At 57.5% G+C, this 25,056-nt stretch carries 17 protein-coding genes; 7 read left to right on the forward strand and 10 right to left on the reverse strand.

What is annotated here, in order from left to right; all coding sequences use genetic code 11:
* The first annotated feature begins 214 nt into the window (after window positions 1-214).
* Both ACIQVE_RS23630 and groL read left to right on the forward strand, forming a co-directional pair.
* The gene (locus ACIQVE_RS23630) at window positions 215-508 is read left to right on the forward strand and encodes a co-chaperone GroES (RefSeq protein ID WP_007916610.1); all 294 of its coding nucleotides are present in this window, start codon (window positions 215-217) and stop codon (window positions 506-508) included.
* A 50-nt stretch (window positions 509-558) separates the two neighbouring features.
* Window positions 559-2,205, forward strand: coding sequence for a chaperonin GroEL (gene groL / locus ACIQVE_RS23635; protein WP_402812899.1), 1,647 nt, complete (start codon window positions 559-561; stop codon window positions 2,203-2,205).
* Between the two features lie 193 nt (window positions 2,206-2,398).
* Here the strand turns inward: groL and ACIQVE_RS23640 are convergent, their stop codons facing one another.
* Window positions 2,399-3,142, reverse strand: coding sequence for a phosphatase PAP2 family protein (locus ACIQVE_RS23640; protein WP_402812902.1), 744 nt, complete (start codon window positions 3,140-3,142; stop codon window positions 2,399-2,401).
* Between the two features lie 220 nt (window positions 3,143-3,362).
* On the opposite strand from ACIQVE_RS23640, the gene colR reads away from it, so the two are divergent.
* From colR to ACIQVE_RS23665, 5 genes are all read left to right on the forward strand, one after another.
* Entirely contained in the window at window positions 3,363-4,046 is a 684-nt protein-coding gene (gene colR, locus ACIQVE_RS23645; RefSeq protein ID WP_150601715.1) for a two-component system response regulator ColR, read from the forward strand.
* Window positions 4,036-5,319: a sensor histidine kinase gene (locus tag ACIQVE_RS23650; RefSeq protein ID WP_402812906.1), complete on the forward strand. Its 1,284-nt coding sequence runs from the start codon at window positions 4,036-4,038 to the stop codon at window positions 5,317-5,319. The genes colR and ACIQVE_RS23650 overlap by 11 nt, the downstream gene beginning before the upstream one ends.
* 152 nt (window positions 5,320-5,471) lie before the next feature.
* Window positions 5,472-6,140: a class I SAM-dependent methyltransferase gene (locus ACIQVE_RS23655; protein ID WP_402812908.1), complete on the forward strand. Its 669-nt coding sequence runs from the start codon at window positions 5,472-5,474 to the stop codon at window positions 6,138-6,140.
* 3 nt (window positions 6,141-6,143) lie between these two features.
* Window positions 6,144-6,860, forward strand: coding sequence for a lipopolysaccharide kinase InaA family protein (locus ACIQVE_RS23660; protein WP_402812911.1), 717 nt, complete (start codon window positions 6,144-6,146; stop codon window positions 6,858-6,860).
* 2 nt (window positions 6,861-6,862) lie between these two features.
* On the forward strand, window positions 6,863-7,090 hold the full coding sequence (locus ACIQVE_RS23665; RefSeq protein ID WP_402812914.1) for a hypothetical protein: 228 nt from the start codon (window positions 6,863-6,865) through the stop codon (window positions 7,088-7,090).
* A 174-nt stretch (window positions 7,091-7,264) separates the two neighbouring features.
* On the opposite strand, the gene ACIQVE_RS23670 is transcribed toward ACIQVE_RS23665, so the two are convergent.
* The 9 genes from ACIQVE_RS23670 to ACIQVE_RS23710 all read right to left on the reverse strand — a co-directional run.
* Window positions 7,265-10,300, reverse strand: a complete 3,036-nt coding sequence (locus ACIQVE_RS23670; protein WP_402812917.1) for a multidrug efflux RND transporter permease subunit — start codon at window positions 10,298-10,300, stop codon at window positions 7,265-7,267.
* Between the two features lie 13 nt (window positions 10,301-10,313).
* Entirely contained in the window at window positions 10,314-11,462 is a 1,149-nt protein-coding gene (locus ACIQVE_RS23675; protein WP_402812920.1) for an efflux RND transporter periplasmic adaptor subunit, read from the reverse strand.
* A 236-nt stretch (window positions 11,463-11,698) separates the two neighbouring features.
* The gene (locus ACIQVE_RS23680) at window positions 11,699-12,799 is read right to left on the reverse strand and encodes a DUF1513 domain-containing protein (protein WP_402812923.1); all 1,101 of its coding nucleotides are present in this window, start codon (window positions 12,797-12,799) and stop codon (window positions 11,699-11,701) included.
* Window positions 12,800-12,813: 14 nt separating this feature from the next.
* A complete protein-coding gene (locus ACIQVE_RS23685; RefSeq protein WP_402812926.1) occupies window positions 12,814-13,878 on the reverse strand; it encodes an imelysin family protein in 1,065 nt (354 codons plus the stop codon).
* A gap of 27 nt (window positions 13,879-13,905) precedes the next feature.
* Window positions 13,906-15,333 carry a di-heme oxidoredictase family protein gene (locus tag ACIQVE_RS23690; RefSeq protein WP_402812929.1) on the reverse strand — a complete coding sequence of 476 codons (1,428 nt, stop codon included), beginning with the start codon at window positions 15,331-15,333 and terminating at the stop codon, window positions 13,906-13,908.
* Between the two features lie 357 nt (window positions 15,334-15,690).
* Window positions 15,691-17,028 (reverse strand): imelysin family protein, encoded by a 1,338-nt coding sequence (locus ACIQVE_RS23695; protein WP_402812932.1) that lies wholly within the window; start codon window positions 17,026-17,028, stop codon window positions 15,691-15,693.
* A gap of 122 nt (window positions 17,029-17,150) precedes the next feature.
* The gene (locus ACIQVE_RS23700) at window positions 17,151-19,202 is read right to left on the reverse strand and encodes a putative bifunctional diguanylate cyclase/phosphodiesterase (RefSeq protein WP_402812934.1); all 2,052 of its coding nucleotides are present in this window, start codon (window positions 19,200-19,202) and stop codon (window positions 17,151-17,153) included.
* A 443-nt stretch (window positions 19,203-19,645) separates the two neighbouring features.
* A complete protein-coding gene (locus tag ACIQVE_RS23705; RefSeq protein WP_402812936.1) occupies window positions 19,646-24,322 on the reverse strand; it encodes an RHS repeat-associated core domain-containing protein in 4,677 nt (1,558 codons plus the stop codon).
* A gap of 283 nt (window positions 24,323-24,605) precedes the next feature.
* Window positions 24,606-25,056, reverse strand: a 451-nt coding sequence (locus tag ACIQVE_RS23710) for a superoxide dismutase (RefSeq protein ID WP_402812938.1), incomplete at its 5' end; no start/stop codon positions are given.

Below are 25,056 nucleotides of genomic sequence, written 5' to 3' on the forward strand. Positions count from 1 at the left end.
GGTTGCGTTTGGGCGCTGCGATGAAAAATTTTCACCGTTTGCCCTTGTAATAGGCTTATGCGCCCTTATGTAACGGTCACCGAAAGGTTTCTGGCATTTGCGCCAGTCAGACTTCCGCGTCTCGCTCGACGAGGCGCACCCGGCGAAGGCCGGATTTGTTAAACCCGCCGGGACTACACCGGCCGATGAAAACCACAATTAGGAGAGATCGACAATGAAGCTTCGTCCTCTGCATGACCGCGTCGTAATCCGTCGCAGCGAAGAAGAAAAGAAAACCGCTGGCGGTATCGTCCTGCCAGGTTCGGCTGCTGAAAAAGCCAACCACGGTGTGATTCTCGCTGTAGGCCCGGGCAAAGCTCTGGAAAACGGCGAAGTGCGCGCACTGTCCGTTAAGGAAGGCGACAAGGTTGTGTTCGGTCCTTACTCCGGCAGCAACACTGTGAAAGTCGACGGCGAAGACCTGTTGGTAATGAGCGAGAACGAAATTCTCGCGGTTATCGAAGGCTGATTACCCCGTTCATTTTCCCGCTACTACAAAGTATTTAAGGAATATCGATCATGGCTGCTAAAGAAGTTCTGTTTGGCGATTCCGCCCGTAAGAAAATGCTCAAGGGCGTTAACGTCCTGGCAGACGCAGTAAAAGCGACCCTGGGCCCGAAAGGCCGTAACGTGATCATCGAGAAGAGCTTCGGCGCTCCGACCATCACCAAGGACGGCGTTTCCGTCGCCAAAGAAATCGAACTCGAAGACCGTTTCGAAAACATGGGCGCGCAGCTGGTCAAAGACGTTGCCTCCCGTGCCAACGATGACGCAGGCGACGGTACTACCACCGCTACCGTTCTGGCTCAGTCGATTGTCAACGAAGGCTACAAAGCCGTTGCTGCCGGCATGAACCCGATGGACCTCAAGCGCGGCATCGACAAGGCGACCATCGCCGTTGTTGCTGAGCTGAAAAAGCTTTCCAAGCCATGCGCTGACACCAAGGCAATCGCTCAGGTCGGCACCATCTCGGCCAACTCCGACAGCTCCATCGGCGAAATCATTGCCGAAGCCATGGAAAAAGTCGGTAAAGAAGGCGTGATCACCGTTGAAGAAGGCACTGGCCTGGAAAACGAATTGTCGGTTGTAGAAGGCATGCAGTTCGACCGTGGCTACCTGTCCCCGTACTTCGTCAACAAGCCTGAGACCATGGTTGCCGAACTGGAGAGCCCACTGGTTCTGCTGGTCGACAAAAAGATCTCCAACATCCGCGAAATGCTGCCAGTACTGGAAGCCGTTGCCAAAGCCGGCCGCCCACTGCTGATCGTATCGGAAGACGTTGAAGGCGAAGCCCTGGCGACTCTGGTCGTGAACAACATGCGCGGCATCGTCAAGGTTGCAGCCGTCAAGGCTCCAGGCTTCGGCGACCGTCGCAAGGCCATGCTGCAGGACATCGCCGTTCTGACCGGCGGTACCGTTATCTCCGAAGAGATCGGCCTGAGCCTGGAAAGCGCCACCCTGGAAAACCTCGGTAGTGCCAAGCGCGTGACCATCTCCAAGGAAACCACCATCATCGTTGACGGTGCTGGCGTAGCAACCGACATCGAAGCGCGTATCGCTCAGATCCGTGCTCAGGTTGCCGAAACTTCCTCGGACTACGACCGTGAAAAACTGCAAGAGCGTCTGGCCAAGCTGTCCGGCGGCGTTGCAGTGATCAAGGTTGGCGCTGGTTCCGAAGTTGAAATGAAAGAGAAGAAAGCCCGCGTTGAAGACGCACTGCACGCAACCCGTGCAGCCGTTGAAGAAGGCGTGGTACCTGGCGGTGGCGTTGCGCTGATCCGTGCTCTGGAAGCCCTGACCGAACTGAAAGGCGACAATGCTGATCAGAACGTTGGTATCGCTGTGCTGCGTCGCGCTGTTGAAGCGCCGCTGCGTCAGATCGTTGCCAACTCCGGTGACGAGCCAAGCGTTGTGGTCGACAAGGTCAAGCAGGGCGGCGGTAACTACGGTTACAACGCTGCGACTGGCGAATACGGCGACATGATCGAAATGGGCATCCTGGATCCTACCAAGGTGACTCGTTCCGCTCTGCAAGCTGCAGCTTCGATCGGTGGTCTGCTCCTGACTACCGAAGCTGCTGTAGCTGACGCGCCGAAGAAAGACGGCGGCGCTGGCGGCGGTATGCCAGACATGGGCGGCATGGGTGGCATGGGCGGCATGATGTAAGCCAGCCTTACCCCCGTAACGCAAAAACCCCGCCTGCGATAAGCAGGCGGGTTTTTTTTATGCCCGTGATTTCAGGTTCACCATGGACCCCTGTGGGAGCGAGCTTGCTCGCCAAGGGGGCGTGTCAATCAACACCTATGTAATTTGACACACCGTATTCGCGAGCAAGCTCGCTCCCACAGGAGATTTGTTTTCAGGCGCTGACCGGTTGTGTTTTGACCGAGGTTTCAGCCTTCACCACCGGGCGATACAGCACCCAGTAATACGCCCCCAGACAAATCAGCCAGCAGAAAATCGCCGTCCACACGTTGTGCGAAAAGAAGTGCGCTCCCTGCATCATCCGGCTGATCGAGAACACCGAGCCCAGCGCAAAGGCAAAGATAAATGCCTGTCGCGCCAACCGCGGACGTCTATCACGCAGCACGAAGAACAGCGCAAACAGAGTAAACCCCGTGGCCGCGTGACCGCCGGGCCAGCAACGGCCAGGCTTGTCGGTGGGCGGGCGATGCTCCATCAGTTTGCTATAGGTTTCATGGCCGCCGAACTGCTCCAGGCTCCAGGGGCATTGCACGGCGGTCACTGCTTTGACCGGCGTCACGAACGAAGTCGCCAGCCCGAGGGATAGCACCAGACAGCCCAACTCGCGCTTGAACGGCTTGAGCTTGTCGATGAAGAACGCACCGATGAAGCCGAAAATGGCAAACACCGAAAACGCGATCACTACCTGCTTGGCGCGGTCGTGCAGGATGTCTTCGAGGAAGTAGCTGTGCCGGCCGATGAAGTCGCCCGCGATCGGATCGTAAAGCAGCCTGGCCAGATCCATGTCCAGATCGGTCAGTTCGAGCAGCACCAGAACGAACGCCGCGAAGGCGGGAATGCCCAGGCACAACCAGAAATTCAAAGGCCTTGAAACGGGACGGGCAGAGGTCGACACCATGGCAATTCCTTGGTCGGCAAGTATGTTTTGAGAAGCGTAATCGCGCGCAGTCTGCGCCCGAGTGCGTGGGTGATTTGTTAACCGAAAGTGAAAAAATCGTTGGCCAGCACAAACAACCTGTTTATCGATAAACATCCAGACACATGCCTAGCCCTGAGCCACACTTGGCCGTAAGCTGCGCGAGCCGTGATGGCCGTAACTGTGTACGCAAGAGGTGCTCATGCGAATTTTATTGGTCGAAGACAACCGCGACATCCTGGCCAATCTGGCCGATTACCTGGGGCTCAAAGGCTATACCGTCGATTGCGCTCAGGACGGTCTGTCGGGCCTGCATCTGGCGGCCACCGAGCATTACGACCTGATCGTGCTCGACATCATGCTGCCCGGCATTGATGGCTACACCTTGTGCAAACGTCTGCGCGAGGACGCCCGCCGCGACACGCCGGTGATCATGCTCACCGCCCGCGATCAACTGGACGACCGTTTGCAGGGCTTCAAGTCCGGCGCCGACGATTACCTGATCAAGCCCTTCGCGTTGTCCGAGCTGGCGGCGCGGATCGAAGCGGTCATGCGCCGGGCTCAGGGCGGTGGCCGGCGTGCCTTGCAGGTCGCCGATCTGAACTACGACCTCGACACCCTGGAAGTGACCCGCGAAGGCAAGCTGCTCAAGCTCAACCCGGTTGGCCTCAAGCTGCTGGCGGTATTGATGCAGAAGAGCCCGCACGTGCTGCGCCGGGAAATTCTCGAGGAAGCGCTGTGGGGCGATGACTGCCCGGACAGCGACAGCCTGCGCAGCCATGTCCACCAATTGCGTCAGGTGATCGATAAACCGTTCGCCAAACCCTTGCTGCACACCGTGCACGGCGTCGGTTATCGCTTGGCCGAGGGGCGTGATGGAGTTTAAGCAAAGCCTTTCCCAACGGATCATCATTGCCTTTGCGCTGATGAGCGCACTGGTCGCCGGCGCCTTTGCCATGGGCATTGTCGCAACGGTGCATCTGGTCGAGGAAAAACTGATTTCGGCAGGTCTGGGCGGCGATCTGCAGCGCCTGTTGCTGATGGACAATGTCTCCGACTGGAGCCATCGCCCAGAGCCGGATCAGCTGTTCTACTTCAGCGGTGGTCCCGGCGACTTCGACTTGCCCAAGGATCTGCGTCATCTGGATGCGGGTTTTCACGAAGTATTCCGCGAGCAGCTGTCATACCACGCGATGGTCGAAGTCGTCGACGGCCGGCGGTATGTATTGCTGCAGGATCAAAGCGATTTCGAAGAACGTGAGCGCGTGCTGTTTGCCGTGGTGTTGGTGGGCTTCGTGCTCAGCCTGGCGTTGGCGGTATTCCTCGGCTGGGTGCTTGCGCGCAAGGTGATGGCGCCGGTGGTGCGCCTCGCACGCCAGGTTCGCCATCGCGATCAATTGCTGGGTTTGGCGCCGCCGCTGGCGCCGGACTACGCGGCCGATGAAGTCGGCGAACTGGCGGTGGCGTTCGATGCCACGCTGGGGCGTTTGCGGCAGGCATTGACCCGCGAGCGACTGTTCACCAGTGACGTCAGCCATGAATTGCGCACGCCGTTGATGGTGCTGGCGAGTTCCTGCGAATTGCTGCTGGAGAACCCGGGAATCGACCAGCGCGGCCGCTCACAGGTCGAGCGTATTGCCCGCGCCAGTGAAGAAATGCGCGAGTTGGTGCAGACCTTCCTGATGCTCGCTCGCGCGCAGAATGAAGAGGCTGGGGCGGCACCGCAGCAAAACCTGACGCAAGTGGCAGAAAGTCTGCTGTGCCTGTGGCGCGAGCCGATCGAGCGTAAAGGGCTGATCCTGACCTTCGAACCCGGTAACCCAGCGGATACCCGCTATAACGCAACCCTGTTGAACGCCGTGATGGGTAACTTGCTGCGCAACGCATTGCATTACACCGAACACGGTTTCATTCGACTGACACTCACCGCCAACGGATTTGTCGTTGAAGACTCCGGCGTCGGCATTCCTGAAGAGAAGCGCGAGGCCATGTTCGAGCCCTTTGTGCGTGGCAGCGAGAAACGCGGTGAAGGTCTGGGGCTTGGCTTGTCACTGGTTCAGCGCATCTGCGAAAACCAGGCCTGGACTGTCAGCCTCAGCACGATGGAGCCCCATGGCTGCCGTTTTGAGGTAGATCTTGGCCATTTCGGACGCACGTAGTGGCTTCAGGCTACTCCCGCCAACCTGTCTAAATCCTGTATAACGTTGTAATAATTTGTCAGTTTACCTGACATTTTTTTCACATCTGGATGACCTGACGCTGACACACCGCTCCTTAAGGTGGTGCCATCAGTAATTCAGGAGTCCTGGTGATGACCGGCCCGATCAAGCTCGATTTTTCCGAAAAGTACGACGATCAACACGCCAAGAAATATTTGCGCAAGCATAAAGAAAGCCTCGGACGTCGTCTTTCCCATTTGCGCGACGAGCAGTTGGCGCGCAAGGCCCTGACACTGGCCGGCGAACCCGGTCTGGTGCTGGATTTGCCCTGCGGTGCAGGACGCTTCTGGCCGTTACTGGCGGAAAAACCCAATCGGGTGATTATCGGCGCGGACAACTCCGAGTCGATGATCAAGACCGCGCTCGAAGGGCAACCAGCGGATGTGGTGAAACGGGTGCAACCCTTGCACACCTCCGCTTTCGATATTGCTCTGCCGGATAACGCAGTCGACAGCATTTTCTGCATGCGCTTGCTCCATCACATCGGAGAAGCCGAGCACCGCATGGCGATTCTGCGCGAGTTCGAGCGCGTCACCCGTGACAGCGTGATTGTTTCGTTGTGGGTCGACGGCAATTTCAAGGCGTGGAAACGCAAGCGCGCGGAGAAGGATCGTCCCAACCGCGATTACCAGAATCGCTTTTTGATCCCTGCGGCTACGGTCGAAAAAGAATTTGAAGCAGCGGGTTTCCGCATACAGGAACAACTCGACTTTATTCCGCTCTATGCGATGTGGCGAGTTTACGTATTACGCAAGAGGTAAAGGATGGCAGTGCATATGGCAGCAGAAGCGCAAGTGGCTCCCCAGGATAGTTTCGACTACTACTGGAGTCAGCGCGGTGAGTGGGTTGAAGAGCCCAATGTGCGCCGTGGGGGCGAAAGTGGTGTGCAACGGATTGTCGGCCGCGACGGCCAGTTGCTGTATGCCAAGCGCCAGACCGGTCACATCTATCGCAGTTGGTTGCACCCGTTCGGACGGCCGACCGTGTTGCGTGAGCTGGATGCCCTGACCGGTGTCAGCAAACTCGGGGTGCGCGTGCCGCACATCGTTTTCTGCGGTGCCCAGCCTGATCCGCAGCACAAGTGGCGCGCTCTGCTGGTGACCAAGTCTCTGGATGGTTTCCAGGAGCTGGAACATTGGCTGGCGGCTGCCGGTGGCCGCGATCAGTGCGGCGACGCCGTATATGAGCGTGTGCTCAAGGATCTGGCCGAGAACCTGGCGCGCATGCACAAGGGCCGCTGGCAGCACAGCTGCATCTACATCAAACACGTTTTTGTACGGGTGACGGGCGAAGGCGAGTCGGCCAGCGTTGAAGTGGCATTGATCGATCTGGAGAAATGCCGCCAGCGTCTGACCGCTTATCGCGCCGCCTCCCATGACATGAAGCAATTGCGTCGCCATTCGTCGTTCCGCGATGCCGACTGGAAGAAACTCGTCTATTTTTATGAGACGGCGTTTGGCAGCGCTATCAAAGGTTTATAGCGATGAAACTCGAAATTGCACGAGGTTTGTTTTTGGTAGGAGCCTTGGCAGTTGCTTCACTGGCGGTGGCTGCCTGGGAGCAGCCCCGCATGCAAGTCCTTAGCGCATCCACCACGGATGCGCATTGTGCAGTACCACGGGTGGCGAAAGCCTCCGTGGCAAGCCAACCCGATCATGATTTGTTGTTGTTCATGTTCGGCCTTACTCAAGGCATGAGGCCACAGAGTTGAACCGATTGAAGCCCAAATAAAAGGCCTCGCAGATGCGAGGCCCTTTTTATTGCGCATTTTTCAAGGTTCACCCCAACCCCTGTGGGAGCGAGCTTGCTCGCGAAGAGGGCGTGTCAGTCAACATCTATGGAATTTGACACACCGTATTCGCGAGCAAGCTCGCTCCCACAACGGTTAACGGGTTTCTTTGGGATCGGGTTTCGCCAACAGGGTGTAAACGCACGGCAGGACAAAAAGCGTAAACAACGTCCCGATCGACATCCCCGTCGCAATCACCATGCCGATATCAAACCGGCTGACGGCCCCCGCGCCGGTCGCCAGAATCAGCGGCACCATGCCGAACACCATCGCCGCCGTGGTCATCAAGACCGGGCGCAGCCGAATCGCTGCTGCCTCTTCTACCGCTTCACGCGCCGACAGGCCCTTGTCTTTGCGCAACTGGTTGGCGAACTCGACGATCAGGATCCCGTGCTTGCTGATCAGCCCGATCAGCGTCACCAGCCCGACCTGGGTGTAAATGTTCATGCTCGACCAGCCGAGGAACAGCGGAATCAGCGCGCCGCAGATCGACAGCGGCACCGTCACCAGAATCACCAAAGGATCACGGAAACTCTCGAACTGCGCCGCCAGCACCAGGAAAATGATCGCCAGCGCCAACGCGAACGTCACCCACAAGGCACTGCCTTCCTGAACGAACTGCCGCGATGCTCCACCGTAGTCGAACGCAAAACCGGCCGGTGCTTCTTCCCGGGCGATCTGCAATACGGTGTCGATCGCTTCGCCCATGCTCACCAGCGGGAAACCAGAGATCTTCGCCGCGTTGAGCTGTTGGAACTGGTTGAGCTGACGCGGTCGTGCGCGGTCGCTGACCTTGATCAGCGTCGACAGCGGCAGCAACTCGCCCTGGGTGTTTTTCACGTAGTAATTGTTCAGCCAGTCCGGGTTGTCGCGGTAGGGTCGTTCTACTTGGGCGATAACCTTGTAGCTACGTCCTTCAATGGTGAAACGGTTGATTTCCGCCTCGCCCAGCAACGTCGCCAGAGTGCCGCCCAGGTCCTGCATCGACACGCCCATCTGCGCCGCTTTGGCGCGGTCGATGTCGACCACCACTTCCGGTTTGTCGAACGCCAGATCGAGGTCGACGAAGGCGAATTTGCCCGACTCCATGGCGCGTTTCTTGATCCGGTCGGCCACTTGCAGCAGCAGTTCGTAGTCGTTGGCGGTATTGATCACGAACTCGAAAGGCAAACCTTCGCCGGTGCCGGGCAGGGAGGGCAAGTTGAAACCGAAAATCTGCAAACCCGCAATGGCTCCGAGTTTGCCTTGCACCTCGGGGAGGATTTCCATCTGGGTGCGGCTGCGCTCGTTCCAGGGCTTGAGCAAGAAGCCGCCAATGCCCGCCTGTACGCCGCTGTAGCCGTTGATCTGGAACGAGGAGTAGTACTCCGGAAACTCCTTGAAGATCTCGATGAACTCGTCGGTGTAGGTGCTCAGGTAATCAAGGTTGGTCGGTTGCGGGGCGGTGGCCATCATGAAAATGATGCCCTGATCTTCGTCCGGCGCCAGTTCCGATTTGGTGAACTTGAGGAACACCGGGATCAGGCACAACACAATCAGGGCAAACACCAGCACCACCGGGCGGGTGTTCAGCGTGCCATGCAGCGTGCTCTGATAGCGGCGTTTGAGACTGTCGAAGATGCGGTCGAGTCGGTGCGCCAGGCCCGTGGGGTTTTCTTCGTGGCGCAGCAAAAAGGCACACATCATCGGCGACAGGGTCAGGGCGACGACGCCGGAAATCACCACGGCGCCTGCCAGGGTTAGCGCGAACTCCTTGAACAGCGCTCCGGTCAGCCCGGTGAGGAAACCGATTGGCGCATAAACCGCCGCCAGGGTGATGGTCATCGACACCACCGGCATGGCTATTTCCCGGGCACCCTCAAGCGCTGCGTCAAACGGGGTTTTGCCTTCCTCGATATGCCGGTGGATGTTTTCCACCACGACAATCGCATCGTCGACCACCAAGCCGATGGCCAGCACCATCGCGAGCAGGGTCAGCAGGTTGATCGAATAACCCATCATTTGCATGAAGAACATCACGCCGATCATCGACAGCGGAATGGTCACCACCGGGATCACCACCGAGCGCAGCGCACCGAGGAACAGGAACACCACGACGATGACGATCAGCACCGCTTCGAACAGGGTTTTCACCACTTCGTCGATGGAGGCCTGAATGAACAGCGTGGCGTCGTAGGCGATCTCGCTTTTGAGGTTGGGCGGCAGCTGCGCCTCCAGCTCCGGCATGATCTTGCGCACTTCTTTGATCACATCCAGCGGGTTGGCCCCCGGCGTGGCCTTGATGCCGATATACACCGAAGGCGTGCCGCCGAACGAACTGATCGAGTCGTAGTTTTCCGCGCCCATTTCGACCCGCGCGACATCGCTGAGCAACACGCGGCTGTCGCCACTGACCTTGAGCGGAATCGCCGCGAAGGCTTCGGCGGACTTCAATTCAGTGTTGGCATTGATGCTGGTGACCACGTACTCGCCTTTCACTTCGCCGGCGGCGGAGAGGAAGTTGTACTGGCGCACGGCGTTGGTCACGTCGCTGGCGCTGAGGCCGAAACCGGCCAGCTTCACCGGATCGAGCCACAGGCGCATGGCGAACACTTGATTGCCGAGAATTTCCGCTTCGGCCATGCCCGGCAGGGTTGCCAGTTTTGGCTGGATCACCCGTGACAGGTAGTCGGTGATCTGCGGGTTGCTCAGGTCTTTGCTGAAGAAGCTGATGTACATCAGCGCCGAGGCGTCGGCGGACTCCTTGCTCAGCACCGGGTCTTCAGCATCCTGCGGCAGTTTGTTTTTGACTTCGTTGGCCTTGGCCAGCAACTCGGTGAACAAACGGTCGCTGTTGGAGCCGATGCGCGCGTAGATGGAGATCACCGAGAAGTTCTGCCGACTGACCGAGGTCATGTAGTCGATGCCCTCGGCGCTGGCCAGGCTCTGTTGCATCGGCTGGGTGATGTAGCCCTGAATGGTTTCGGCGTTGGCCCCGGGGTAGGCGGTTGTGACTGTGATCAGGGCGTTTTCCATTTGCGGGTATTGGCGCAGCGGCAGCTTGCTCCAGGCCTGGAAGCCCAGCAGCACAATCAGCAGGCTGACCACGGTGGCGAGCACCGGGCGGCGGATGAACGGGTCGGTAAAAGCCATGGGGATTCCTTGATCAGTCGGCGCGGGGCGGACTGTTCTGCTCGCCGAGGGTCTTGTCGTCGCTGATGGCAATGTGTGCGCCGTTGTCCAGTTTGATCTGGCCGGCCGTCACCACTTGTTCGCCGCTCTGCACGCCCTTGTTGATCATCACCAGGCCATCGCGGCGGTCACCGGTTTCGATGAAACGACGCTCGGCGATCAGTACTGGTTGGCCTTTTTCGTCTTTTTCGAGGCTGCCATCCTCGGCTTTCTTCTGGCCGACCACGTAGATCGAGTTGCCGTAGAGGGTGTAGGTGATCGCGCTCTCCGGCACCACGATGTGTTTCTGTGGATCGGGCAGCAACACTTCGAGGCTGGCGAACATGCCCGGCAACAGTTTGCCGTCAGGGTTGGCCAGGGTGGCGCGCACCAGCACGTTACGCGTGGTGCTTTCGACGAGCGGGTTGATAGCGCTGATCTTACCGGGGAAAATCTGCCCGGGGTAAGCGGCAGCCGAGATATTCACCGCTTGGCCGATGGCCAGTTTCGGCACCGATTGCTCGGGCATGTAGAAGTCGGCGTAGAGGCTACTCAAATCCTGCAGGGTGGCGATTTTTGTGCCGCTGGCCAGGTAATCACCGACGTCGACCTGACGGATACCGATGGTGCCGCTGAACGGTGCGAGGATGCGTTTTTTCGCCAGCGATGCGTTGAGCTGATTGACCGTGGCTTTGTTCTTTTGCAGAACGGCTGACAGTCGGTCGTACTCGCCTTTGGAGATGGCGCGGCTGTCGACCAGTTGGCTGCCCCGGCCGAAGTCCAGTTGCGCCAGGCCGAGGTCAGCCTTGGCTGTTTCCAGCAGGGCGGTTTCGACGGCGCTGTCGAGTTGCAGCAACGGCTGCCCGGCCTTGACCTTCTGCCCTGATTCGAATTTCAGATCGGTGACGGTGCCGGCGACTTCCAGGCTCAGGTCGACGCCTTGCAGCGCTTTAAGGCTGCCGACGGTAGGCAGGCGCATCTGCCACGGTCGCTCACTGGCGTTGGCCACGGCAACGCTGATCGGCGGTTTCGGCTTGGAGAAGCCTTGGACCATGGTGTAAATCGAAAAGGCTTTATACCCGCCCAGCACCAGGACAATCAGCAAAACAACACCCAACATGATCAGCATGCGGCGACGCAGCATATTTCCAGTTCCTTGGATAAATCAGGTGAGACAGGCGGGCAACATTACTCCGAGTGCAGGGCGGATTCCAACTGGCAGTTTTTACATGGCGGCCGGATATGAACCTTGTGGCGAGGGGATTTATCCCCGTTGGGTGGCGAAGCCGCCCTAAAACCTGCAATCGCGGTATGACTGAAGGATTTAGGGGGCCGCTTCGCAGCCCAACGGGGATAAATCCCCTCGCCACAGGGGTTGTGTCAAGTCATGAGATGAAGATGGTTGTCCCAGAGCCCTGCCGGTAATTCCAGCGGCTTGGCCAGCAGTTCAACCTGACGGCAATCGTAGTAACGGCAACGCCCCTGACCCGAGGTCACGACAAAGCCGTCTTGTACCGCACCGACGCCGGCGCAATCGGGCAACGGTGCGTCGAGGCGCACTTCGCCGCTGTCCAGATCCCAGATAAAGAAGCGGTTACCGCGCGGAGCGGTCAATGCCACCAGTCGCAGGTCGCTGTGCACCGCGACGCTGGCGGTGTAATGCCCCATCGACTGCAACTGATGCTCCGGCACCGGAAACGCCACGAACGGCTGCCCCGGACGCTTGATCGCCAGCAGCTCCGAGCGCTCGTGAGACGCGCCCATGAATTGCTGACCGGCGACGATGGTGCCGTCGCTGGCGATGCCCAAGTGGCGCACGCTGTTCATCTGCTGGGCGAGGGTTTCCTTGCTCAGCAGGGTGCCGTCGCGCTGCATCAGAACCAGGCTCGGCTCCATGGCGCTGAGGTTCATGTCGACGCGGCTTTCCGCCTCGGTCCGAATCCCGCCGTTGGCCACCACCAGGGTTTCGCCATCCGGCATCCATGACACCTGATGCGGGCCTAGACCATGGGTGGAAATCTCGCCGCTGTGCACCAGTCGCTCGCCTTCGAACCTGTACACCCCGAGCAGGCCACGACCCGGGTCGCTGGTGTCGTTTTCGGTGGCGTACAGGTATTCGCCGTCCTTGTGCACGACCGCATGGCCATAGAAATGCCGGTTCGGCTGCGACGTCACGGTTTGCAGCAACGTACCGTCACGCAGGTCGATCAGGTAGCTTTCGGTGCCCGGCCGGCGGGCGACGAACAGCGCAATCGCCAGCGTCGGATGATTGATGATGTCGTGGCAGCGCTGACCCACTTCGGTGGCGAACACGCGCGTGCCATCCAGCCGATAGCCGACGGCGTAGTGCTTGCCGTCGGTGTCGTCGCGAGCCGACAGCAGTAGCGGGCTCTGATCCTTGCGTTTGAACAGCGTCCAGCCGCCCAGCGTCACTGCTCCCAGCAGCAAACTACCTAAAGTCAGAGCCTGGCGTCGCAGCATGGCACTTGCCCTCATCAGTCACCGTCGTTGGCGTTAAAGCCCAGTTGAATGCCCAGCGCCTTGGCCAGTTCGCCTTCGTGCAGGCGATGGACAACGTTGAGGCTGTCGTAGATATCGTTGAGTTGCTGACGACCAGCGTCGTCTTCAAGCATTTCGCCGAGCGAACGCTGGGTGCTGTCGAACAGTTTCAGCGAGGCAGCGTAGGCAGCATCGATCTTGTCTGCCAGTGGCTTTTGATCGCTAGGCAACAGACCGCGCAGGCCTTTGTTGTCGACGCCTTCCCAAACGGTTTTGGCAGCGGCGAGGCTGGCTTCCAGCGCAGTCAGCGACGACTGGCTGCGCCACGCATCAGCCTGGAATGGCTGCGGCACGCCTTTGCTCTGGCGGCCCATCGGCGTGCCGAGTTTTTTCTTCAGGGTGTCGAGCGCGGTGACCTGCACGCGCAGCAGATCGGCGATCGCTTCGTGGGAGTCGGCGTAGCGCTGGTTGGGGAACTTGCTCATCTGCGCGAGCATGCCGTCGGTGTTGTTCCAGCTCAGCAGAATTTCTTCGGCCAATTGCTTCTGACGTTCGCCGATGGCGATCAGCAGTGGGCAGTATTTGGCTTTCTGCTCAGCGTTGGCAACGTCTGGCTTGGCGTCGAACAGGATGTATTCGTAAGCCGACAGGCCTTGAACCACCACGCTCGACTTGGTCAGGGCGGCGGCATCGATCTGCGGTTGTGCGACGACCAGTTGTTCGACCTGACGGCCGACGAGGTTCTTCTTGTCTGGCCAGAACTGCACCTGCCACGAGCGGTTGCCCTCGGCCAACGGGCCGATCAGCAACGGTTGCAACTCGGCCCAGGCTTTCTGCGCGTGCAGGAAGTCGGCGCGGGCGGTTTCCAGGGTTTCCTTGCCCTGGCAGTAGGCGAGGGCGCTGACGGCCAGTTGCTTGTCGGCCTCGACCCAACGGGTGTAGGTCGGCAGGATCACCGATTTGGCAATGGCAGCCGAGGTAACGGCTTGCGGATCCTGCGGCGAGCAGGCGCCGAGGGCGATGGCGGCAAGGCTGGTGAACAACAGCTTGGGACGGAACATGTCGGGCTCCCGGATCTTTATCTGTATTTAAAGTGAGTTCAAAAACGCCAGCAGCGCGGCACGCTGCTCGGCATTGAAAGCTAAAACCTGTTGCTGCGCAGCTGTCGCTTCGCCGCCGTGCCAGAGCACCGCTTCGAGCAGATTGCGTGCGCGGCCATCATGCAAAAACTGGGTGTGGCCACTGACCGCTTGCGTCAGGCCGATCCCCCACAACGGCGGCGTGCGCCAGTCGCGGCCGGAGGCCTGGAATTCCGTGCGGTGGTCGGCCAGACCGTCGCCCATGTCATGCAGCAGCAGATCGCTGTACGGGCGAATCACTTGATTGGCCAGTTCAGGTTCGGCCGCGTTGGCGGCGGTGGTGTATTTCGGTGTGTGACACGACTGGCAACCGGCCTGGAAAAACAGGTTCTTGCCGGCCAGCACTTGTTCGTCGTTGATGCCTCGACGCGCGGGCACGGCGAGGTTGCGGCTATAAAACAGCACCAGACGCAGGATGTTATCGCTGACTTCCGGCTCGCCATTTGGGCCATTGCCGTTCGGCGCCTGTTTGCAGGCGGTTTGCGCGTCGGTGCAGTCATCGAACGGTCTCAGGCTGGTGGTGAGGCCCATATCACCTGAAAACGCGTGAACATTCTGTTGATTGAGGTTTGGTTGCCCGGCTTTCCAGCCAAATCGACCGATGACGGTTTTTTGCAGCTCGTCGTCCCAGACCTGGTTCGGCCGGCCATTGACCGCGTTTTTTTCTTTGGCTTGCGCGGCGGCGTTGGCGAGGATTGCGTCTTCGGGGATCGCTTCGAGCAGGCCGAGGCCGATCATCGGCGGGGCGACACGCGCCGAGAAACGCGTGTCCGGGTGCATCGGGCCGTAACCGAGCTGGGTGATCTGCAACAGCGGTTTGCGCAACTCGACTTCGGTGCCGTCCTTGAAGCGCACGGGAACCGGCGTGTACTCGACGCGCACCTTGCCTTCCGGCACGACGCCTGGCACGGCCATGTCCTGAAACTGCCCGCCGTACACCGGCTCCGGCACTACGCCGAGCTGCTCGATGACTTTGGCGTATTGCGGCGCATCGGGGATCGACAGGCGCACCAGCATTGATACCGAGTTGGCCGCGTCAGGCAGTGGCGGATGACCGCGACCGTCCTTGATGTGGCAATTCTGGCAGGCGTTGGTGTTGAACAGCGGACCGAGGCCGTCGCGGGCGGTGGTGGTCGACGGCGCGGTCACCCACGGGCTGCGAAAGAAACTGTTGCCGACGCTGAAATCCACCCGCCGTGACGGCGGCAGGTTGGCCGAGGGCAGGGAGAATGCGTTCTGATCGGTCTTGCGCACGGTCGCTGCACCGCCCGAGCGTGCTTCACCGGGCTCAGCCTTGGTGAAACGCGGGGCGTCATCGCAGGCACTCAGGCCCAGGGCCAGAAACAGTGCGGACAAGCGAAGAGGCAGCGAGGGCATCAGACATCCTGCGGACGGGCGAAAACAAAGGCGCAAAGTCTAACAGGGCGAGGGAGTTTGAATAAGAGGAATTATCGTTTGCTTGATATGGAACAGGGGTTGATCAGGTCTGAAGCACAGCGCAGAAACCTCTGGGAGCGAGCTTGCTCGCGAATGCGGTGTGTCAGTTGATGCTTCTGTATCTGATCCAGCGCTTTCGCGAGCAAGCTCGCTCCCACAGGGATTGTTGGCGTACACAGATCTTGCGAGCGTTGAGAAACCTGTGGCCTGCCAGCGATGGCGTCATCAGCATCACCGCAAATGGCAGGCATGAAAAAGGCGACCCGAAGGTCGCCTTTTTTGACTCAGACGCGGTGATCAGAACTCGTGATCAGCGCTGTCCGGGTTCAGATCGCTGATGCCCAGTTTGCCGGCAGCGGCTTCGATCGAACCGGTCTGCTTGACCAGGGATGCGATGGCGTCACGGACGACCTGGTTGCCAGCGGTGTTGCCGGCAGCGATCAGTTGGTCGTAGTGCTCACCCTTGTTGGCGTGATCAACCATGACCTGGATCTTGGCTTCGGTCGCGGCCAGATCGGCTTTCAGTGCGGTGTCGGCAGCCGGATCGGCCTTGGCCACCAGCGACGACAGGCTGGCGCCGGTCATCTTGGTACCGTCAACACGGGTGTACTCGCCCAGGTAAACGTTACGAATGCCTTTGGCATCGTAGAAGTGCGAGTAGTGAGTGTTGTCGCTGAAGCAGTCCTGTTCGTCTTCCGGGGAGTTGGCTTCCAGAGAAACCTTCATGCGCTCGCCCGCCAGTTCGCCCAAAGACAGGCTGCCCATGCCGAAGAGCATTTTGCGCAGACCGGTTTCGCCCGACTCGGCTTCCAACGTGGCGCGGTAGTTGTCAGCCACGTTCGGCTTCCAGTTACCGACCATTTCTTGCAGGTCGCTGACCAACAACTGGGTCACCGACTTCAGGTAAGCGCGACGACGATCGTTGTGACCGCCAGTGGCGCCGGCGCCTTCCAGGTAGTCGGAAGCAGGACGGTTGCCAGCGCCAGGGCCGGTGCCGTTGAGGTCCTGGCCCCACAGCAGGAATTCGATGGCGTGGTAGCCGGTGGCGACGTTGGCCTCGGAACCGCCCAGCTCATTCAGGCTGGCGAGTTTTTCCGGGGTGATGTCTTTGACGTCGACCTTGTCTTCGCCGACCTGTACTTCGGTGTTGGCGATGATGTTGGCAGCAGCGCCCGGGTTACCCAGCGCGTGCTCGTAGGATTTGTCGACGTAGTCGATCAGACCCTCGTCCAGTGGCCAGGCGTTAACCTGACCTTCCCAATCGTCAATGATGGTGTTGCCGAAGCGGAACACTTCGCTCTGCAAGTAAGGCACGCGAGCGGCGACCCAGGCAGCCTTGGCGGCTTTCAGGGTGTCGGCGTTCGGCTTGGCGAGGAAGGCGTCGACGGCGGTCTGCAGGGTTTTCGCGGTGGATTCGGCATCGCTGTAAACGGCGAAGACCATGTCGGCGTAGTGCGCGACCACAGCCTTGGCGGCGGCTTCGTCGACCTTGCCGGCAGCGGCAGGCGCAGCCGCTGGAGCAGTGGTGCTGGCGGCTGGAGCCGGCGCGGCAGCCTTGTCTTTGCCTTCGCCGCAACCGGCGAGGGAAATAGCGATGGCCAGCAAACTGGCGGTAGCCAGAGGCATACGAATCATGGCGAACATCCTGCTTCGGTAGTTGAATGGACTCGCGCTGGGGGCGCAAAACTGCGACATAATGCAAATCTTTCGCATTATGTGTAAAGGGTTGTAGCTGGAAATATTTCTTATTTACGCTTTTAGAGGATTGCCGCGTTGGTGCGCTGCGCCTGCTTGAGATAAACGCTCAGCTCTCGCGCCGGCAGCGGTTTGCTGTAGTGGTAGCCCTGACCTTCGTGGCAGCCTTCGGAGATGATGTAGCTTTCCTGCTCGGCGGTTTCCACGCCCTCGGCGATCACCTGCATGCCGAGGCTTTTGCCCAGTTGGATGATCGCGCGAACGATGGTCGCATCGTCGTCGTCATCCAGCAGATCCTGCACGAAGCTCTTGTCGATCTTGATCTTGTCCAGCGGCAGGCTTTTCAAATAACTCAGCGATGAATAACCGGTGCCGAAGTCGTCGATGGCAATCAACGCACCCGAGCGACGCAGGCTCAGCAAGTGCTGGGCAGCGGTGCTGATGTCTTCCATCAGGCCGGTTTCGGTGACTTCCAGTTCCAGGCTTCGCGGCGGCAGGCGGTACATCTGCATCAGGTTGTTGACCACCCGTGGCAGCTCGGCGTGGTGCAATTGCACGGTGGACAAATTCACCGCCATGCGCAGGTCGGCGAAGCCCTGATCGTGCCATTCGCGCAATTGCTTGCAGGCCTGATCAAGCACCCACTCGCCGATGGCGATGATCGTGCCGTTCTGCTCGGCCAGCGGGATGAACAGGTCCGGCGGCACCAGACCGTGCTCCGGATGCTGCCAGCGAATCAACGCCTCGACGCCGACCACGCGATGATCGCGATAGCTGATCTGCGGCTGATAGACGAGGTAGAACTGGTCACGCTGCAACGCATCGCGCAGGTCTTTTTCCAGTTCACGGCGGCGGCGCATTTCGCTGTCGACGCTGGCGATATAGAACTGATAACGATTGCGCGAGCGGGTCTTGGCCAGCGTCATGGTCTGTTCGGCTTTCTGCAACAGCTTCTCGGTGCTGTCGCCATCCTCGGGGAACAGGGTGATGCCGATGGTCGCACGCAGACGGATTTCCTGATGATCAAGGGCAAACGCTGCCTCCAGATCATCGAGAATGCTTTGCGCCAGTTCTGCGGCTTCGTAAGGCTGTTCAATATCGGCTTGCACGAGGGCGAACTGATCGCCGCCCAAACGGGCGAGGGCGCCGAGGCGGCCGCTGTGGGCACGCAGTCGATCGGCCAACGCCAGCAGCAATTGGTCGCCGGTCTGATAACTGAACTGCTCGTTGATGCCTTTGAAATCGTCCAGCCCCACGCACAACACCGCGACCCGGCGTTGCAGTTTGCCGGCGTCGACCAGAATCTTGTCGAGTTGCTGCTGCAATTGCTGGCGGTTCGGCAGACCGGTGAGGAAGTCGTACTGGGCCATGCGCAGCAGACTGTTTTCCGCTTCGTGGCGCAGATGCGTATTGCGTTCGATGGATTCGAGCAACTGGTTGGCGGTGTTGATCCAGATGCCCAGTTCGTTTTTCTCGTGACCCTTGAGCTGTGGGATCTTGTGCTCGCTGGGACGGTCCGGGTTGATCTCGGTCAGGTGCTCGATGATCCGCGACAGCGGTTTGGTCAGCAGCCAGTGATAAACCAGATACAGCACCAGGCCCATGGCCAGTGCGCGCAAAACACCGGAAATGAAAATGATCACCGAACTGACGATAAAACCCTCGCCATAGGTGGCAGTGTCGAGGGTGATGCTCAGGTCGCCGTAATACTCGCTGTACGGGCCGCGTCCCACCAGTTGAGTGGTGAAAGTGCGTTCCTGACCCAGAATCAGGTCGGTCAGCCAGCGGCTGCTGGAATGCTGCAAGTCGCGGGATTTTTGCGCGAGCATGGCTTCGTTGGGATGGCCGATAGAGGCCTGACGCACGGCGTCGTCCTGGAACAAGCCTTCGATCACCTGCATGCCCATCTCCCGATCCAGGCTATAGACGGCCTGAGTGGAGGGGTCGCGGAACATATCGAGGATGCGCTCGGCGTCGCCAGCCACGGCCTGACGGGTTTTGTAGGCATCGAAAACAATCTGCGCGCAGCTCAAGACCACACCGACGATCAATGCCGACAGGAGCACCACCCGGAGCAACTTCACCGACAAGCTGTTCTTGAGTTCCAGCTTCAAAGGGTTATTCCTTGTTTCGTGCGGGTAGCGTCAGTTTGCCATGAGTATTGGCAATCCCGGGGTGGCAGTCAAAGGGACAATCGGGCACAGGATGGTTTGCCCGTAGCCTTGGCCAAAATGCTGCCATCTGGAGTATTAGCCCTATTTGTACTATGTCGGTAGTTTTAGCTCTCAACTTGAGCGATGCGGAACAAATTTTCCTCTGTTGGATGTTAGTCCTCTGTGGTGCGGCAGCAAGCGGCGGGTGGCGGCATTGCGCGTGAGAACAACGCTATCGATGTGTAGGCGCTGCCGAGGGTCGCGATTTTTTGATGATGATTCTACAAAACGACATCAAAAGATCGCGGCCTGCGGCAGCTCCTGCATAAATTAAAGGCGTAAAAAACCCGGCATGGCCGGGTTTTGTCTGGTAGGTGCTATCGGAATCGAAGGCGGTTTATCGATCAACGAATCCGAAGCGAAGCGAAAATTTTCATCCAATTGCCATGGGGTAAGTAGCTGAGGTCACCCATCAACGTATTTATAAAATTGGCGTTCTCATTCTCCTCGAAGGTTCGAAGATTAGCCAAAGCTCCCGTGATGCCGAATACAAGAGTATTGAGATCGCCAACGATGTTAGGTAGTGCTGTTAAAACCCTGTTCGAATTGAATAGGGAAGTACTTACATTCTTCGGCATCGGGCCGAAGCCTTTCTGAAGCGCTTGTCTGGCATTTGCAAGGAACGCCGTCCGATTGAAAATGCTCTTGCCGACGAAACGTGCGGTGTTCCCCAAATGCCGTGCGAATCGAGCGGCACTCTGCAAAATCCTCGACCCCATGGACCATGCTCCTCCGGCGACCCCAAAGACCAGACCTGCCCAGGCCAATCCTTCGGACAATCCTGGATTGCTGTCGGCAATGACTACCGATGTAATAATCAGGGCTGCGGAAACAACGGCCAATGCACTGAGGGCGACGGCGAAGAGCATGCTTGCGCCACCTGTCATGGGCGCAAAAAAAACACCTATGCCGGTAAAGAGTATCGTGTGAACCAATGCGCCGTCTTTCCCTAGACCAGCTGCTGGATGTTCGTGGTATCCCCCCCGAGCTCTTGCAATTGCTCTACTTATATCTTGGTGGCCGCTCGGATCATAAGAATTGATCGGGTCGCCATTAGTGCAATAACCGTACGCGTGTGGGCCGCCCACACCGAATGGGCTTTCCGAGTCCGGGGCATTGAACTGCCGTGTCTCAGTATCGAGAAAACGGTACCCTGCACCCAGTGGATACTGCCTGTAGCCGGGCCCGGTGAATTCACCATTAAAACCCAGCATAGAATCCGATACGGAATTAGAACGTCCACCAAAAGGCGTATAGCGATGAAACTTTTTGGTCTGGGCCTGCGCGTCATAGGTCACCCATACCGTGCCATCAATGTCGCGCAATTCGAATAGGGTTCTGTTCACACCTGAACGCCTGACTCGCTGGAGAGTGCAGGCAGCACTGCCGGGCTCAAGGTGATGATTGTTTTCATTGGCCCCGAGCGTGTAGTCGCCATGGATCTGCAACTCGTTATAGAGGGTTTGACGTTTATCCCTGCCGGAACCGATGTCATAGGTTGCCAGGCGATCTTTTGGGTCATAGGTGTAATAGGTGCTGCCTTGCTGTCTCAGTCGTCCCAACCAGTCATAAGTGTATTTTGTTCCGAGCCCATCCTGAAGGAGGCGACCTGCCTCGTCGTAGCTGAGCGTTCTGGAGAAGTACTCATAATCCCGGTGGGTGTTCTGGATCTTTACCAGTCGGCATCCACTGGTACTGTCATAGGTGTAGGTGGCAGTGTTCGTCCCACCGTCAAAGGTGGTTACGCATTTACTGACATTGCCCAATCCGTCATAGGTGAACCTCTCATCGCTGATGGTGCGACCCTTTGGGGTAGTGGGTCTGCATTCCCCTGAGGTGAAGCACCATTTGAGTCGCCCCCCTGCGTTGTAAGTGAAGTAGCGCGAGCCTTTTTTATCGTTACCATTTTTTAGCTCAACTGATTTGAGTTTTCCGTCGCCAAAGTAAGCAGTGGTTATTTCCAGATTCGCCTGGGCATTGCCGGCGACCATGAACTGACGGCTGATTTCACGGTGTTGGGCGTCATAGGTGTAACTTACGTTGACGGATCTCTGTGTACCATCCGCAGTATCTATGACAGTTTCTGCGCTCAATTGCCCCTGATCGGTGTAACTGTTAGTCGTGGAAAGGTCGATGCTGACGCTCTGGATGCGCTGCCCGATGGCGTTATAAACAAACTGCGTCAGTTTTTCTGATGGGTCTGTTGCACTGAGCAAACGACCTCCCAGTGAATGAGACGAGGACAGTTTTTTCTCTTCGTTGGGTTGAATTCGTACGCGCTGTTGGATGACTTGTAAATTGCGGTCATGGGTGAATTCTAGAAGACGTTCTCCCTCGCTTGCTGTGGAGAGACTCTGCTGCCCGTAGGCATAAGTGAAGGTCTTCTGCTGACTGCCATCTTCAGTACTGACTTTGCTCGGTTTGTTGCCCAACTCCTTGATGTATTCATGCTTCAGGACCATGCCGTCAGCATTGAATGTCAATTTGGGCACTGGGCTGGATCCCTCGTATTCGTAACGTTCTATGGCGTCGCCTCGAGTCAGCGAGAGGGTACGACCCCACCCATCGAAATTCCGTCTACCCAACTCATACTTCTTAAGTCCAAGCCAGATCGCTATGCTCGCGGTTTCGTCGCTCGGCGAATCTTTGGCGTACGTGTACTCGTAGCGGTAGACCACGGCTGGAGGAAGAAGGCCTCCCTTGTCTATTTGTGTATGGCTCTCAGACAACCGGCGTCCGAATCCGTCATAGGTATAGTTTATGATCGTGGTGCCGTATTCTCCTGCGGTCTGTAAACGCTCAAGTAGCTTCCAGTCGTTATAGTTGGCGTTCTCGGTTTGGAAAACCTCACCATCTTGTCCGAGCCACTCGATTTTCTTGATCGTCTCGTCCGCGTTGTAACTTGTAATCTTGCGGTGCTTATCGGTCGACCTTCCGCTCCACTCTTCTCGAATCATTGCGATTGGGTCGTACTGGTTGAAATCCTCTCGTCCATCGCTGTAGCGTCGCCCGCTGACTTCACCATACTGATCGTATTGCACCTCGCTCCACTCGCTCAAGACCGTGCCGTCTGCCTGGTAATCATATTGAGTGCTGCGCAGTTCGCGCCCGGAGTCGTCGTAGCTGACGTCCTTGATCAGTCGCGGTGTGCCTGCGGCAACGTATTCGTGCTGCCTGACCAGCCGATCCTGACCATCGTATTCACTTAGGCGAACTCGACCATTTGGCTCGGTGATTTGCACCTGTCCAGGGGCCGGGTAAGCGTAAGTGGTAGTTTGCTTGTAGGTTGCGCTTTGTGCGCACAGGGTATGGGTGATTACTCTGCCGAATGCGTCATAGGCGTATTCGGCCCGATTACCATCTGTATCTACTTGGCGAATGATGCGTCCACTCAGAACACTCTGTGTTTGAGACGACGTACGTGTTGCACTGCCAACGTGAGCGGTTGTCACTGCGGTCAATTCTGTATTGTTTACCCCCCCGAGCGAATACGTGAAAGAGTGTCGAGGGTAAGAGATTTGGCCTCGCGAACGGCTAGTATTTTTTTGTCGCCCTTTACGAAAGTCATCTTCATCGTAGTAAGAAATTGTCTGCTCTTCCTTGGTGGTCTGAAAGTCGAAAGGTTTAAAGTCTTCAACAGTACGACTGAGTTTCAGTTCGCTCATGCCGGTTATAGTGGAGTAGTCGTACTGTTTGGTCGTTAGAAGCTTGCCCAGAAGGGCTTCTACTGATGTGAATTCCTGTTTTATATAACTCGAAGGAAATTTTTCGAAATTGTCCGGGGATGTGGTTTCGCCGTCCAGGTATTCGAGCGATTTAATTACGGTGCGTTGTTTGTTTTCAATAAGACCTCCGTCCTTATTGAGTCTGTTGTGGATTTGTATTGTCCGTGTGTTGCCATTTTTTTTGTAGGAAATGTTTCGGCTATTTTTTAAGCTGTTTCCTTCAGTAGAGATGTCGTAGTCTGTTTGAACTTCCCAAGCATCGCGAAAGTGTATGATCTCTGAAATGATTTCGTTGGTAGAAAAGTCGTACCGGTAATGGGTTGATTTAGTGTGCTCGATTTTTTCAGTTAGGTAATATGTATTGCTGGTGTTCCAGCTATACACAAAAAAGTTCCAGAAATGTGGCCCCTCGCCGCTAGGTTTAATTCTATGGTCTGTAATACAGGGTAGTTTCGATAGCTTTGGGTTGCCCGGGTAGGGCAGTCCCTCGTCTCTGAGATCCACCTCATCAACAAGTCCGTCCCAACCCTCGCATCTTGTCAGCACCCAACCAGCAGTTTTGTGATCGATATAGTCAAAAGTGGCTTCGATACCTTCAGCCAGTTTCACCGATCCAAGCGAGTAGTCTTCAATGGTCAGTTCATAGCGCAGCGTTTCAGTGGGATCATCCGGCCAGTAAGTGATGGTGACAGGCGTGACGGGTTGGTCGTCATCCTCGGCGAGTGTGTAATCCAGTTCAATCAGCGTGCGGGTTTCATCCTGGATGCTGAGCAGCATGATTTGATAGTAGGTTTTCCCGTCAATTACATGAGGCGTGCTGGCCCAGCTAAAAGTTATATAGTTATATCCATCGGTTGTCAGTGATTCGGGTAGATAAAAACGTGTATCGCCCAATTTGGTCAATACTTCCTTTCTGCCACCCTTGCGGTAAACAGTCAGCTTGCTGTCGGTGCCCCATTCAGCGATAACAGCTAAGTGTTTCAGGTCTACGCCTTTTTTCAGGGGCAGTGTCTCCCCGGTGTCGAGCGTTAGTTTTTCGTACTCTTCACTGAAGATGGCAAAACTGTGTTCCCAGCCGTCACCCAGCGCGAACATGTTGTTACTTAATGGACTATAGAACAGGCTCATATCGACGGTCGGGCCACTGCCGGAATTGCCGATCACCGAAGGCATTTTCAGATACGCCTCGAACAACCCGGTGCGAGTGTTGACCATGTTGGATTTCTGGGTGGTTGCGTTAAAGATCGGATCGCTTTCGTAATCGGCCGGATCCTTGCCCATCGGATTATGCGCCATGATTAATCTCCCTATAGATGCGTTGCCCTGAACCATCAGGACATTCATGGAGATTTGAACGTACGCAAGAATACCAAGATGGGTAACTGTCAGAACTGACAGTTGTTTATAAGTATTTGCACTGAATTAGTGGTTTTTTAGATGTTTTTGCGCAATTTGAGTCTGACATGCTCTTGAGACGTTTGGCGCGGGCGAAAAAAAACCGAAGCCCCGTTTGAGGCTTCGGTTTTTTGCGCTGTTTACCGACTATTCAAGTCAGCCAACAGTCGTACTGCAGTGCAGCTTAAGCGGTGAAGGTTTTGCCTTCGAACTGCTCAGCAACGAACTTCCAGTTGACCAGGTTCCAGAACGCTTCGACATACTTCGGACGAACGTTGCGGTAGTCGATGTAGTAAGCGTGTTCCCAGACGTCGCAGGTCAGAAGCGGGGTGTCGCCGCTGGTCAGCGGGTTGCCGGCGCCGATGGTGCTGGCAAGGGCCAGGGAACCGTCAGCCTTTTTAACCAGCCAGCCCCAGCCGGAACCGAAGGTGCCGATCGAGGTTTTGCTGAACTCTTCCTTGAACTTGTCGAACGAACCGAAAGCAGCGTTGATGGCTTCAGCCAGCGCGCCGGTTGGTTGACCGCCGGCGTTTGGCGCCAGGCAGTTCCAGTAGAAAGTGTGGTTCCAGACCAGAGCGGCGTTGTTGAAGATGCCGCCCGCGGAAGTCTTGACGATTTCTTCCAGGGTCTTGCCT

It is taken from the genome of Pseudomonas sp. NPDC098747, from assembly GCF_044760045.1.
GTDB lineage: Bacteria > Pseudomonadota > Gammaproteobacteria > Pseudomonadales > Pseudomonadaceae > Aquipseudomonas.